Annotated in this window: 12 protein-coding genes; 5 read left to right on the plus strand and 7 right to left on the minus strand. The window is 49.1% G+C overall.

Going from position 1 to position 14,466, the window contains the following annotated elements; translation table 11 throughout:
• Positions 1-12: 12 nt before the first annotated feature.
• Positions 13-900 carry a DNA-binding transcriptional regulator OxyR gene (gene oxyR, locus C4S60_RS19385; RefSeq protein WP_103881989.1) on the minus strand — a complete coding sequence of 296 codons (888 nt, stop codon included), beginning with the start codon at positions 898-900 and terminating at the stop codon, positions 13-15.
• A gap of 142 nt (positions 901-1,042) precedes the next feature.
• Between oxyR and C4S60_RS19390 the strand changes: the two genes are divergently transcribed.
• Positions 1,043-1,771, plus strand: coding sequence for a redoxin family protein (locus C4S60_RS19390; RefSeq protein ID WP_103881990.1), 729 nt, complete (start codon positions 1,043-1,045; stop codon positions 1,769-1,771).
• A gap of 167 nt (positions 1,772-1,938) precedes the next feature.
• On the opposite strand, the gene C4S60_RS19395 is transcribed toward C4S60_RS19390, so the two are convergent.
• The 5 genes from C4S60_RS19395 to argC form a co-directional block, all read right to left on the minus strand.
• A complete protein-coding gene (locus tag C4S60_RS19395; RefSeq protein WP_103881991.1) occupies positions 1,939-2,295 on the minus strand; it encodes a RidA family protein in 357 nt (118 codons plus the stop codon).
• 306 nt (positions 2,296-2,601) lie between these two features.
• Positions 2,602-4,476 (minus strand): argininosuccinate lyase, encoded by a 1,875-nt coding sequence (gene argH, locus C4S60_RS19400; RefSeq protein WP_103881992.1) that lies wholly within the window; start codon positions 4,474-4,476, stop codon positions 2,602-2,604.
• Positions 4,477-4,717: 241 nt separating this feature from the next.
• The gene (locus C4S60_RS19405) at positions 4,718-5,935 is read right to left on the minus strand and encodes an argininosuccinate synthase (RefSeq protein WP_103881993.1); all 1,218 of its coding nucleotides are present in this window, start codon (positions 5,933-5,935) and stop codon (positions 4,718-4,720) included.
• Positions 5,936-5,995: 60 nt separating this feature from the next.
• Positions 5,996-6,784 carry an acetylglutamate kinase gene (argB, locus tag C4S60_RS19410; RefSeq protein WP_103881994.1) on the minus strand — a complete coding sequence of 263 codons (789 nt, stop codon included), beginning with the start codon at positions 6,782-6,784 and terminating at the stop codon, positions 5,996-5,998.
• 15 nt (positions 6,785-6,799) lie between these two features.
• On the minus strand, positions 6,800-7,804 hold the full coding sequence (gene argC, locus C4S60_RS19415; RefSeq protein WP_103881995.1) for an N-acetyl-gamma-glutamyl-phosphate reductase: 1,005 nt from the start codon (positions 7,802-7,804) through the stop codon (positions 6,800-6,802).
• A 167-nt stretch (positions 7,805-7,971) separates the two neighbouring features.
• On the opposite strand from argC, the gene argE reads away from it, so the two are divergent.
• The 3 genes from argE to C4S60_RS19430 all read left to right on the plus strand — a co-directional run bounded on the left by argE (position 7,972) and on the right by C4S60_RS19430 (position 12,864).
• Positions 7,972-9,111: an acetylornithine deacetylase gene (gene argE / locus C4S60_RS19420; RefSeq protein WP_103881996.1), complete on the plus strand. Its 1,140-nt coding sequence runs from the start codon at positions 7,972-7,974 to the stop codon at positions 9,109-9,111.
• A 193-nt stretch (positions 9,112-9,304) separates the two neighbouring features.
• Entirely contained in the window at positions 9,305-11,938 is a 2,634-nt protein-coding gene (gene ppc / locus C4S60_RS19425; RefSeq protein ID WP_103881997.1) for a phosphoenolpyruvate carboxylase, read from the plus strand.
• A gap of 386 nt (positions 11,939-12,324) precedes the next feature.
• Complete coding sequence (locus C4S60_RS19430) at positions 12,325-12,864, plus strand: PadR family transcriptional regulator (RefSeq protein WP_103881998.1); 540 nt, start codon at positions 12,325-12,327, stop codon at positions 12,862-12,864.
• 95 nt (positions 12,865-12,959) lie between these two features.
• Here C4S60_RS19430 and metF read toward each other — a convergent pair whose 3' ends face one another.
• The gene (gene metF, locus C4S60_RS19435; protein ID WP_103881999.1) at positions 12,960-13,850 is read right to left on the minus strand and encodes a methylenetetrahydrofolate reductase; all 891 of its coding nucleotides are present in this window, start codon (positions 13,848-13,850) and stop codon (positions 12,960-12,962) included.
• Between the two features lie 186 nt (positions 13,851-14,036).
• Between metF and C4S60_RS19440 the strand changes: the two genes are divergently transcribed.
• Positions 14,037-14,216: a hypothetical protein gene (locus tag C4S60_RS19440; protein WP_103882000.1), complete on the plus strand. Its 180-nt coding sequence runs from the start codon at positions 14,037-14,039 to the stop codon at positions 14,214-14,216.
• The last annotated feature ends 250 nt before the right edge of the window (positions 14,217-14,466 follow it).

Genomic DNA, 14,466 nt, shown 5'->3' on the forward strand with positions numbered 1-14,466 from the left:
TGAATACCCATGCTACGGCTGTAGATAGCTGGCAATGGCCTGTGCCAGTTTTTCAAAACGAGCTCTTAGCGGCGAGCCCGGGCGGTAAGCCAGCACAATACTTCTCGATGGCGTTGGATTGACCGCCGTGACATAACACACCCCATCTTTCTGTTTTTGCTCAGGCAACGAAAGTTGTGGTAACAGAGTGATCCCGGCTCCAGCCGCAACCATGTTACGCAACGTTTCCAGACTGGTGGCTTTAAAACGCTCATCATCCCGAGCTCCGGCAGCAAAACAAAAGCCCAGAGCCTGATCACGTAAACAGTGCCCATCGCCCAGAGATAACACCGTCTGACCACTCAGTTGCGCCATCTCTATCTGCTCCAACTGCGCCCATTCATGGTCGCAAGGCACGGCGATGCTCATCGGCTCGTTGTACACTTCTATCTCTTTAAATGGGGCAGTTTCAGGGACGGAGGCCAGTACCAGGCAATCCAGCTTTCCCTCTTCTAACTGTCTGACCAAATGATGCGTCTGCGCTTCATGAAGAAACAGCTCTAACTCAGGAAAAGCCTCTTTGAGCTTGGGTACGATGCGCGGCAACAAATAGGGACCGACCGTCGGAATAAAACCAATATGCATCGGACCAGTCATTTCACCACTTTGTCCCGCCGCCATTTCGCGGAATGTTTTCACTTCCTTCAACACGCGTTTGGCCTGTTCCACCAACTGCAATCCGGCATCCGTAAACAACACCCGACGACTGCTGCGTTCTAATAACGATGTCCCGATTTCATCTTCCAGCTTGCGGATTTGGCCACTCAATGTTGGCTGACTGACAAAACATGCCTCTGCGGCTTTGCGGAAATGCTTGTGTTCCGCCAGCGCCACCAGATACTCAAAATCACGAATGTTCATTACCGGCTCCGATAGAAATAAACTATCGATACCATAACAATAAACGATTAGAACTATCAAACCATTTTTTCGATAATGGTCCCATCAACTCAGGGCAGCAACCCTCAGTAACACTTTTCAAATACTTTAGAAGGACATGACTATGTTTGCATCAAAAGAAGGCCAGGCAGTACCTCAGGTAACATTCCCGACTCGTCAGGGGGATTCCTGGGTGAACGTCTCCAGTGATGACGTGTTTAAAGACAAAACGGTCATTGTATTCAGTTTACCGGGTGCCTTTACACCAACCTGTTCTTCTAGCCACTTACCGCGCTACAACGAACTGTTTCCGGTATTTAAAGATCATGGCGTCGATGACATTGTCTGCGTTTCCGTCAACGATACGTTTGTCATGAACGCCTGGAAAGCCGATCAGGAAGCCGACAACATCACCTTCATTCCCGACGGTAATGGTGACTTTACCGAAGGTATGGGCATGCTGGTTGAGAAAAACGACCTGGGTTTTGGCAAACGTTCATGGCGTTATAGCATGTTGGTTAAAAATGGCATCGTAGAAAAAATGTTCATTGAAGCTGACGAACCGGGTGACCCGTTTAAGGTCTCCGATGCAGATACAATGCTCAGCTACATCGCACCAGAATACAGAACACAAGAATCCATCACGGTGTTCAGTAAACCAGGCTGCCCTTTCTGCATGAAGGCAAAGCAAAATCTTATCGACCACAATCTGCAATACGAAGAAGTGATTTTGGGTAAAGATGCTACGACAGTAACTTTGCGCGCTATCACCGGACGTACAACCGTACCTCAGGTGTTTATTGGCGGTAAGCATATTGGTGGTAGTGAGGAGCTTGAAGCGTATTTGGGCTAAAAGCAAAAGGTTCTATGGTTCTATGGTTCTATGGTTCTATGGTTCTATGGTTCTATGGTTCTATGGTTCTGGGTACTAGGTTCTTGGTCCAGAGAATCGTCACCCTAGATCAAATAAAAGCGAGTCCCGATATGGGGCTCGCTTTTTCGTGGTCGGGATGACGGTGACTATTTTGTTTCGATTTCTGCGGCGATCACGGAGATCTCCACCAACAGAGCTTCACGGGCCATGTCGCCTGTGACACAGGCGCGTGCCGGAGCGTGGCCTTGGGGAACCCAGGCATCCCACACCGCATTCATCGCCTGAAAGTCCTGCATGTCTTTGAGATAGATGGTGGCTGACAGCATGTGCTCTTTGTCACTTCCCGCTTCCAGAAGCAGCGCTTCTACTTTATCCAGCATGGTTTGCGTTTGTTCGGTGATGTCTTTGGTCGCATCGGCGCATACCTGGCCACACAGGTAGATGGTGCCATTGTGTTTAACGATACGGCTCATGCGCTCTTTGGTATGAAGGCGTTCAATCATGGTATTGGTGCTCTTTGTTATTGGATGGAACAGGAAGATATATTCTAGCGGATCCAGATAGATAGCAACATGGCAGCAATGTGACGTGCTTGGCGAACAGCAAAATTGGCGGGCTGGTGACGAGGCGAAATTGCCCCAAAAAGAAAAAAGCCCCGTAATCAACCTTGATTCGGGGCCTTCTTAGATTCTTCTAAGAAAAAGCAGTGGTACTTTAATAGACCGTGCCTTTTCTTAATGGTTCCCAGAAAAATGATCTTTTTTTAAAGTTTTTTCGATCTTTTTCTCATTATCTTAATTTTCAATGTGTTATGCGACGTTCATCTTGGCAATAATCTGCTCGACCAAGTTCACTTCCAATGCAACCTCATCACAGGCATGCTGTCTTGGACACTGATCGCAGTCCTTGAGTACTTTCTCAGGCAACAGCGTCTTCGATGTAGGAATGAAGTCGTGCTTCATAAAGAACTCTGGTGTACGAGTCAGCACAAACACTTTCTTGATGGCCATCTTACGCGCCTTCTCGACTAAGTGCTGAACGATAGCAGTGCCTTGTCCCTGTCCCTGCCAACCCGCTTCAACGCCCAGAGAGCGAATCTCAGCCAGTCCCGAATCATACACATACAAAGATGCACAACCCGTCACTTCTCCATGATGTTCTGCTACTGCGAAAGAGCCAATATCGCGCACCAGTTCATTGCGGCTGCGCGGCAGGTTTTCACCCAGGTTAGCCCAGTAAGCCACCATGCTTTCCAGAGCATCTATATCTGTCAGTCTTGCTGCGCGCACTTTCACCGCGGAGTTATCACGAGCACTCAAGCGCTTCGCGGCCTGATCGACAGCGTAAGCCACTTGCTGTGGCGCGACGCCACCCAGAGCATTTCGTTTTTCAAGACAACTTTCAATGGTCAGAATGTCATACACATCCTGCTCAATGACCGGTGAGAACTGTTGCAGTTCGGCAATAGACAACTCTTCCAGTGCACAGCCCTTTTCGATCGCACTGACCACTGCGACGCCCACGATATGGTGTGCTTCACGGAATGGAATGCCTTTCGCCACCAGGTAATCGGCCAGTTCGGTTGAGTTGGCGTAACCTTGTTTCGCCGCCTCCAGTGTCCGCTCACCATTCACCTTGATGCCATCAAAGCAGAGTGCCGCCATCTCCATGCAGTCATTCCAGGTATCCAACGCATCGAACAGACCTTCTTTGTCTTCCTGCATGTCTTTGTTGTAGGCCAGTGGCAAGGCTTTCACGGTCATCATCATGCCCGCGAGTGCACCGTATACACGGCCTGTCTTACCACGGATCAACTCCAGTGCATCTGGGTTTTTCTTCTGTGGCATCAATGACGAGCCCGAAGTCACCGTGTCTGCCAACTCGATAAAGTTCGATTCTCCTGAGTTATAGAAGATCATATCTTCAGCCAGACGCGACAGGTGCAACATTGAAATAGAGGCAATCGACATCAGCTCCATCACATGGTCACGATCAGAAACCGAATCCAGGCTGTTACGAGTTGCTCTTCTGAAACCCAGGTTGTGTGCCAGTTGCTCACGATCCATCGGGTACGCGGTACCGGCCAGTGCGCCGGAGCCCAGAGGACAGGTATCCAGACGTTTAATCGCATCTTCCAGACGGGAGTAGTCACGCTCAAACATTTCCACGTAAGCCAGACACCAGTGCGCAAACGTTACAGGTTGAGCACGCTGCAGGTGAGTATAACCCGGGAGTACCGTATCCTGATGCGACTGGGCCACTTCGACCATTTGCGACTGCAATCTGTCGAGACCAATCAACAGCTGTTGTCCCTGCTGACGACACCAGAGTTTTAAGTCTGTAGCGACCTGATCATTACGAGAACGACCTGTGTGCAGCTTTTTGCCGAGATCGCCCACTTTGCTGATCAACTGTTGCTCAACCCAGCTATGAATATCCTCAGCATCGGATCTTAAGATCTGCTTTGGATTCTCCATCACCTCAAGTTTGAGTTCATTCAGCGCCAGTTCCAGCTTCTGCTGTTCATCTTCCGTCAGAACGCCCACTGAGACCAATGCCTTAGACCAAGCAATAGAGCCAACAATGTCTTGCTCAGCAAGTCGGTAATCAAAGCGCAATGAATCATTAAAGTCTTTGAATCTCGTATCTGCTGCTTGGGTAAATCTTCCGCCCCATAATGCCATCGTGTCTCTCCTAACTGCTCAATCTTCGTCGCTTCATCGCTGAGTGAATTGGATGCAACTCAGTTTGTTTATTGATAGGGTTCAACTTACGGCAAATTGAACCAAAAATAAAGTAAAAATTCATTTATTTCACATAAATATTCACACCGAGTGTCAATTTAATTTCTCAGGCGACAAATAATAAGAAACCCATTTGATAACAAATGGGTTTCTTTATTTCAATCAGTATAGCTAACTGAGATTATTTTTTCTTCGCTTCGTTCAGTGCGCGGATGCGACTAGACAGAGAGTAAAGACGGATGAATCCACCTGCATGGCTCTGGTCGTAAACCTCATCCTCACCAAAGGTTGCAAACTCTTCAGAGTACAAGCTGTTGTCACTGCGTTTCTGTGTCACTGTCGCCTGACCTTTGTAAAGTTTGATAACCACTTCACCGTTTACGTCCTGAGCCAACTCTTCTGATGCGGCCAGAATCGATTTACATAGTGGAGTGAACCAACGGCCGTCATAAACAAGGTGCGAGGCTTTCACGCCCAGTTCTTCACGGAACTCAAATGACGTTTTATCCAGAACCAACTGCTCAACAGCGCGCAGAGCTTCCATCATGATGGTGCCTCCCGGAGTTTCGTAGCAGCCGCGAGACTTCATACCAACCAGACGGTTTTCAACGATATCAATACGACCTACACCGTGCTTCGCACCTTTCTCGTTCAGGTAAACCAACGCGTTGTACGGCGTCATTTGTTCACCATCAACAGCAACCACTTCACCCTGCTTCACTTCCAGCGTCACGTATTCCGCTTCGTTTGGTGCCTGTTCAGGATCGACAGTCCACACCCAGCAATCTTCATTCGGTGCATTCCAGGTATCTTCCAGGACACCGCCCTCTGTTGAGATGTGCCATGCGTTTGCATCACGAGAGTAAATCTTGGTCAATGACGCGCTGCAAGGGATATTGCGCTCCGCCAGATAGTCCAGACACTCCTCACGACTGACAAGATCCCACTCACGCCATGGAGCGATAACAGTCAGATCCGGTGCCAGTGCAGCAAAGGCACCTTCAAAACGCACCTGGTCATTACCTTTACCAGTACAACCATGACACAAGGCATCGGCTCCTACTTTACGAGCCACTTCGACTTGCGCTTTGGCAATGATAGGACGCGCCATTGAAGTACCTAGCAGGTATTTGCCTTCATAGTAAGCACCGGTTTTTAGTGTTGGGTAGATGTAGTCGGCGACCATTTCTTCTTTCAGGTCAGCGATATAGCATTCTGATGCTCCTGACGCTTTCGCTTTCTCTTCGATGCCAACCAGCTCTTCTTCGCCCTGACCCACATCAGCCACGAAGGCGACAACTTCACAATCGTAATTCTCTTTAAGCCACGGGATGATCACTGACGTGTCCAGACCGCCAGAGTAGGCTACAACAACTTTATTTACAGATGGTTTACTCATTTTTCTCTCCTTGTCCGAGCCTGATTATGGCGGTCAGCGTCTCGGGATGACTAAATTCAATTAATTTGGTACGAACTGTGTGCCGATACTTTGGCCGGCAAACAATTCGGCTAATTTGTCTGGGTAGCGCCATGTGGCGACTTCGATTGGGCGACCAAGATCATTGGCAGCCTCCAGTGCAGCCTGAACTTTTACGATCATGCCGTCAGTAATCACTTTTCCTTCAATCAGGGCATCGGCTTGCTGTTGACTCAGGCTCGGCAGCAGATGACCTTTACCATCGAGTACACCGCTCACATCGGACAGCAGCACCAGCTCAGCATCCAATGCACCGGCGACGGCTACCGCCGCCTGGTCAGCATTGACATTCATCAGTTGACCCTGATTGTCCAGGCCAATCGAGCTGATGATCGGCAGTGCACCCGTTTTTAGAATCGCTTGCAGCACGGCTGGATTACCAGGCTTTGCATTCCCCACAGCACCCAGTTCTGGATCTAACTCGGTCACTTCACACAAACCACCGTCCGCTAGACTCAGCCCTACCGCATTTAAACCTGCTTTCACCGCATCGCCCTGCAATAGTTTGTTGGCGGTTCCTGCCAGTGCACCCGCGATAAGTGGGATTTGATCGTATGGCGTCACACGCAGGCCCTGCTTTTTCACTGTTGGCAGATCAAGCTTCTTCATCAGATCATCCACCAGATAACCGCCACCGTGGACAATCACGATGTCACGTTGTGCCTGCTGTTGATAATCTGAGATGGCAACGAACAGTTGTCCCAGCGTCTGCGTGCAAGAGAGGGCAGCACCGCCTAGCTTAATCACTAATGGGGTATTTTGATGACTCATTTTGCTCTCCTCGCTTTAAATCAATGCCGTTAACTGGGCAAACTGGTTCTTGATATTCAGGCATTGCATCGCCTGACTGGATGCGCCTTTTAACAGGTTATCGATCGCTGACACCACGATGATGTGTTGTCCTTGTACTTTCCAGCCAATGTCGCAAAACGGTGTATTTTCGACATTCTGAATTCTTGGAATTGTCTCGCCCTTGACGCGCACACATGGTTTGTCCTGATAAGCGCTGTCGAACGCGGCGGCGACCTGCTCGGCACTCACACCATCACTCAGTTTCATTGTGATCGTGGCAAGAATACCGCGTTTGAAGTTACCGAGATGGGGCGTAAAAATCACATCACAACCCAGGTGTGTCGCAATCTCTGGCTGATGCCTGTGATTAAATATGCCGTAAGGTTGCAGGCTTACTTCACAGAAGCTGTTTGTCATAGACGCTTTACGCCCTGCACCAGACACGCCGCTGGTCGCATTAATGACTGGCCACATCTGAGTGTCAATGAGACCACTTTCGAGTAACGGTTTGATCGCCAGTTGAGACGCTGTCGGATAACAACCCGGTACAGCCACCAATTGGGCCTGCTCAATATCCTGAGCGTTCCATTCTGCTAGGCCATAAGCCGCCTTGTCCAACCAGTTTTCATGTTGATGTTCAAAGCCGTAGAACGTGGTATAAAAATCGTCGCCCTTAACACGATAAGCACCCGACAAGTCAAACACCTGACATCCCTGAGCCAGAAATTCTGGCGCTAAATCGTGGCTGACTTCATGGGCGGTCGCCAGAAACACAATGTCGCATTCGCTGGCCGCTTTTTGCACATCAACCAGAGGCTGCACCGGCAGTTCCACCAGGCCAGCCAACTTGCCATGCAACTCGGAAATGGGTTTCCCGGCATCCACACTATTGGCGGATACGTATAAACCTGATAGCGTGAGTTCAGGGTGTTTGGTGACCATCAGAGCCAATTCAGCTCCTGTGTATCCCGATGCGCCAATAATGGTGGTTTTCAGCATTGCTCTACATCCGTTAGTGAGTCTGTTGAATTCGTTTATGAACACATCAGTTAATGACTATAAATATAAAAAAAACGTCATTAATTGATTTTTTATTCATTTATTTTGATTTAATATGTGTTTTACCGTCTTAAGATTAATCTGTCAACAGTAGAAGCGAAGATAATATGCAATTACCCAGTTTTTTAGAGGTCTACAAAGGTCTGATCAGCACCCCTTCTATCAGTTCCACCGATCCTGGTTGGGATCACGGCAACGAGAAGGTCATCGAAAAACTGGCGACATGGATGAAGGATCTGGGGTTTGACGTCGAAGTGGTTCAGGTTGAACCCAATAAATTCAACATGATTGCCAAAAAAGGACAAGGAGAAGGCGGACTGCTGTTAGCGGGTCATAGTGATACCGTTCCTTTCGACGAAGGACGCTGGAGCTTTAACCCCCATGAACTGACCGAGGCAAACAACCGCTTCTATGGTTTGGGTACCGCCGATATGAAAGGCTTCTTTGCGTTCATCTACGAGGCGGTAAAAAAAATTGACTGGAGTAAGCAGACTAAGCCGCTATATGTACTGGCCACCTGTGACGAGGAAACCACCATGCTCGGTGCCCGTCACTTTACCGACAGCGCGCCATTCAAGCCCGATTACTGCATCATTGGTGAGCCTACCAGTTTGGTACCGATACGTGGCCATAAAGGCCATGTGGCCAACGCCATTCGCGTTACCGGTAAGTCCGGGCACTCGTCGGATCCGGCTCTGGGCGTAAATGCCATTGAAATCATGCACGAAGTACTGTTTGCCATGATGAAGCTACGTGACAAACTGGTCAAAGAATACCACCACCCGGGATTTGCCATACCAAGTCCGACTCTGAACCTTGGGCATATTCATGGCGGAGACAGCGCAAACCGGATTTGTGGTTGCTGTGAACTGCATTATGACGTTCGCCCGCTCCCGGGCATCAGCCTCGACGGTCTGGACAACCTGCTACGGGACGCATTAAAAGACGTCGAAGCGAAATGGCCGGGCCGACTGACCATCACCGCATTGCACGAACCGATTCCTGGCTATGAATGCGATCACCAGCATCCGTTTGTTGGCGGTATGGAGTCGCTATGTGAGATGCCGTCTGAAACGGTCAACTATTGTACCGAAGCCCCGTTTCTACAACAGCTATGCCCTACTTTGGTGCTGGGCCCGGGGTCGATTGATCAGGCCCATCAACCCGATGAGTTCCTGAGCTTTGATTTTATTGATCCGACCATTAATATTTTGGCTAAAGCGATTAACCAATATTGCTTCGAATAATCCATAGACCACACGATTTTTGTAATAAATTTTCAACAATTCAAACTTTTAACTCAGCCAAGTGTGCGTTTATCCTGCCAGCACGATAAATGCAAACTTGGTTTACTTTATTTGACTCGCACTAGCATTTTTCGCTAGATTGTGAGGCTGATATGGAATACTGGATGTAGTTAAATTACAAGGCAGGACGACTATGAACGAAAAATATGCCCCATTAAAGAGCAATGTTAGGATGCTAGGGCACTTGTTGGGTAACACCATCAAGGAAGCGCATGGAGACGTGATCCTGGAGAAAGTTGAGAAGATTCGTAAACTTTCCAAATCCGTTGTGCGTGCAGGCAATGACGCCGATCGTGATATCTTAATCGAAGAGATAAAGAACCTGCCCAACGAGCAGCTGACCCCGATTGCTCGTGCGTTTAACCAGTTCCTTAACCTGACCAATATTGCTGATCAGTACCACACTATCTCCAGAAGCTGCGAAGCCGATGTGTGCGAACCGGACCCGATCTATTCACTATTTTCCAAGCTTAGCCAGGAAAACATCAGTAAGCTCGACACTGCTCAGGCCGTGCGCGATCTGAACATTGAACTGGTACTTACCGCGCACCCGACGGAAATCACCCGTCGTACCATGATCAACAAGCTGGTTAAGATCAACGAGTGTCTGTCTAAGCTTGAGCTCAACGAACTGTCGGAAAAAGAGCGCAAGAAAACCGAACGCCGCCTGGAGCAGCTGATTGCACAGAGCTGGCACTCGGATGTCATTCGTAAGCAGCGCCCGACTCCGCTGGATGAAGCCAAGTGGGGATTTGCCGTTGTTGAAAACTCACTATGGGATGCAGTTCCGGAATTCCTGCGTGAGCTGGATGAGCGCCTGACTGGCTTTCTGGGTGAAGGCTTGCCAATCGATGCCCGACCTGTTCACTTCTCATCATGGATGGGCGGTGACCGTGATGGTAACCCGTTTGTGACCCACAAAGTCACCCGTGAAGTCATGCTACTGTCACGCTGGAAAGCGGCAGAATTGTACCTGAAAGACTTCCAGGAGCTGATCACTGAGCTATCAATGGTCAAATGCAACGATCAGGTCCGTGAACTGGCAGGCGAACAGCACGAACCCTATCGTGCGATCCTAAAACCGGTTCGTAAGCTGCTGATCGATACCCTTGAGGTACTGGAAGCACAAATTAATCATCAAGATGTGCCAAACAAGCCGATTCTCGAAGATGCGTCTCAACTTTGGGAGCCGTTGATGGCCTGTTACAAGTCACTTCGCGAAAGCGGCATGGCCATCATTGCCGATGGCTCACTGCTTGATACCCTGCGCCGCGTGAAGGCGTTTGGCGTCCATCTGGTACGTCTGGATATTCGTCAGGAAAGCACTCGTCACTCTGATGTGATTTCTGAGCTGACTCGTTACCTGGGTCTGGGTGACTATGACCAGTGGAGTGAGCAAGATAAGGTGTCATTCCTTATCAATGAGCTGAGCTCAAAACGACCGCTACTACCACGTGATTGGGAGCCATCGGAGCCGGTACAAGAAGTCCTCGACACGTGTCGCGTGATCGCTTCACAGTCACGTGAAGCATTTGGTGCCTATGTTATTTCCATGGCTCGCACCGCATCGGATGTTCTGGCGGTTCACCTGATTCTTCAGGAGTGTGGCTGTAAATTCCGTATGGATGTCTGCCCACTGTTTGAAACCCTTGATGACCTCAACAACTCTGAAGCGGTCATGAAGCAGCTGTTCGATATCGACTGGTATCGTGGCTACATCCAAAACCACCAAATGGTGATGATCGGTTACTCTGACTCAGCCAAAGACGCCGGCGTTATGGCGGCGGGGTGGGCTCAATACAGCGCCATGGAAGCACTAGTGGCTGTTGGTGAAGACGCCGGTATCGATATTACTCTGTTCCACGGCCGTGGCGGTACTATTGGTCGTGGTGGTGCGCCTGCACACGCCGCGTTGCTGTCTCAGCCACCAAAAAGCCTGAAAGGCGGTCTGCGCGTTACTGAGCAGGGTGAAATGATCCGCTTTAAACTGGGTCTGCCAGAAATTGCGGTGAACAGCTTCAATCTGTACGCCAGTGCCATTCTGGAAGCCAACCTGTTGCCACCACCAGAGCCAAAACAAGACTGGCGCGACCTGATGGATGTGCTGTCGGAAGTATCTTGCGAAGCCTATCGCAAAGTAGTTCGTGGCGAACCCGACTTCGTACCTTATTTCCGTCAGGCAACACCTGAGCTGGAACTGGGTAAACTGCCTCTGGGTTCACGCCCGGCCAAACGCAACCCGAACGGTGGTGTGGAAAGTCTGCGCGCTATTCCATGGATCTTCTCCTGGAGTCAAAACCGTCTGGTACTGCCAGCCTGGTTAGGCGCTGGTGAAGCGATCCAGTACTCGATTGACAAAGGTCATCAGGCACTGCTTGAAGAGATGTGCCGCGAGTGGCCATTCTTCTCAACACGTCTGGGTATGCTTGAGATGGTGTACACCAAGTGCAATATGGAAATCTCTCGCTACTACGACAAGTTGCTGGCCGATCCAGAGCTACTGCCATTGGGTGACAAACTGCGTGCTCAACTTCAGGAAGACATCAAAGCCGTACTGAACGTTGAAAACCACAACCACCTGATGCAAAGCGACCCATGGGGCCAGGAATCTATCCGTCTGCGTAACACCTATGTTGAGCCATTGAACATGCTTCAGGCTGAGCTTCTATATCGCACACGCCAAAGCGAAGAGACAGAGTCAGAGCTTGAAGAAGCGTTGATGGTCACTATCGCTGGTATCGCTGCGGGTATGCGCAATACTGGATAAACAGAATAATATTCTGATTATAAGACAAAAAGTCGCACCTTGCGGCTTTTTGTCTTTGAAGGTGTACTTATTGAGAGTTTTGTTAGTTTTTTGAAGTGGCATCACACTCTATTCCACTTCTTGCTTATAAAATTCGATATAATTACACTCTACTGTTCGATAAAACAAAAACATTACCATATCAACAGTACAGGTCACGTGTTCACGTGCCCTTCTAGGTGACAAAGGCTTAAAACACGGTTATCCGTGCCAATTGTTTGGCACTGCTCTTACGTGCGAGTTTCATGGAATCAACAACCGATCCCAGAGCACTTGCCATATCGTTCCCCGACGTGAGTATGAGCAGAATAATTATTATTAAATTATTGACCATTTGGACTTAAGACATGTCACTACCACACGTAATCCTTACTGTTCTTAGCACTCGCGATGCAACAGGCTACGATATCACTAAAGAATTTTCTGCAAGCATCGGATATTTCTGGAAAGCGAGCCACCAGCAGGTTTATCGTGAGCTAAATAAGATGGCTGATAAAGAGCTGGTTACCTGTAAGCTTGAACCTCAGGAAGGCAAACCTGATCGTAAAGTCTACTCCATTACTGATTCTGGCCGCAGCGCATTGGGCGAGTGGTTCGAACAACCAACCGTACACCCAACTGTACGTGATGAGTTCTGCGCTAAGCTGGCCGCTTGCGATGTTCAGCCTTCAGCAGCGTTTCGTATTCAACTTGAAGAATTGATTGAAGAATCGAAAAAGTTAGTCGCCCACTACCGTGAAATTGAAGCGGCTTACTACGCAACACCAAGCACACTAGATAAGCACGCGCGTCTTGAGCGCCTGACTCTGCGCCGTAATCTGCTGTCTCGCCAGGCATGGCTAGACTGGGCAGAAGAAGCTCTTTCTGAGTTGGAAGCCTTGGTTTAATAACCCGAATTTCAGCGTAAAATTACAAAGCGCCGCGAGTCGATGACTTGCGGCGCTTTTTATTTGAGAATTCGAGGAACTAGGAACTGAAAAACTTACGCTTTTGGACGAACGCCCAACGTATGGCACAGTGCGTAGGTCATTTCTGCTCGGTTCAGAGTGTAGAAGTGGAAATCTTTCACACCCTCACGGCTAAGAACTCGCACCATATCAATCGCCTGGCTGGCACCAACAAGCTGACGCGTCACAGGATCGTCGTCCAGACCTTCAAACTGCTTTTGCATCCAGCCCGGAACTTTTACTTTGTTCATCGCGGCAAAACGCGATGCCTGCTTAAAGTTTGAGACTGGCAGAATGCCCGGTACGATTTCGACGTCGATGCCCGCCGCCACGCAGCGGTCACGGAAACGAAGGTAGCTTTCAACGTCAAAGAAGAACTGAGTAATAGCACGGTTAGCACCGGCATCCACTTTGCGCTTCAGGTTCAGAAGATCGGCTTGAGCGCTTTTCGCTTCCGGATGCACCTCAGGGAATGCCGCCACCGAGATATCAAAATCATGGCGCGACTTCAAAAGCTCTACCAAGTCAGATGCGTACATTTCAGGCTGACCGCCACCCGGTGGAATGTCACCACGCAGCGCAACAATATTTTTGATGCCATTCGCCCAGTAATCTTCTGCAATATCAATCAGCTCATCACGAGATGCGTCGATACAAGTCAGGTGCGGCGCAGCAACCAGACCCGTTTCTGCTTTGATTTCTTTGATGATAGAGTGAGTGCGATCACGCTCACCGGAGTTGGCTCCGTAGGTCACCGAGACGAACTTCGGCTGCAGTGTCTTTAGACGATGAACAGACTTCCACAATGTTTCTTCCATCGTTGGTGTGCTCGGCGGAAAGAACTCAAATGAAACGTTAATATTGTCTGACAACTCAGCAATATTCTGATTCAAAGCATCGATGTGTCCTGCGTGTGTGTATCCCATGGTTCTCTCCCTAAATACCAAGCTTGGTTATCCCATCCAACCTTAGATTAAAACCTGTCTGTCTAACTCTGAAATGTTATTTTTGACGTTTAGACGTCTATATGTCTACAGAATGAAATGAATAGCTTTTAAAGTCAATAGAGTGATTATGAATTTTTTTCATGTGGATTGTTAGGGAATTTGAAGATGGCAAACTGGGCTGTCATCTTCCACTCCGCCTCGTCGCCCACTTCGCGTCATATCATGTTACCTGCCATCTCCTGTTACCTGTCATCTATTGTTACCCGTCATCTCCTTGAAAAAGGAGATCTCGCACCACGTGTGACTCACCCAACAAAGCGCCTGCGTGACAGCGATGCAAACTAGGGCTTTGGGGCCGTGCCCTATTAAGGGTAGTCACTCGCTTTAATAGATCTTCACTTGCGTGAAGATGACGGGAAAGGTGAATATGACAAAACCTCCGTCATCTCCTTGAAAAAGGAGATCTCCTACCGCAAGTGACTCACTAAACCAAAACACCCTACCTTACCGCTTCGCTTTTGTGCGCGGAACAAACGTGGGACCACTCGGGGTAGTCACGCGCTTTAATAGATCTTCACTTGCGTGAAGATGACGG

Origin of the sequence: Vibrio hangzhouensis (assembly GCF_900107935.1) — a bacterium.
Taxonomy (GTDB): Bacteria; Pseudomonadota; Gammaproteobacteria; order Enterobacterales; family Vibrionaceae; genus Vibrio; species Vibrio hangzhouensis.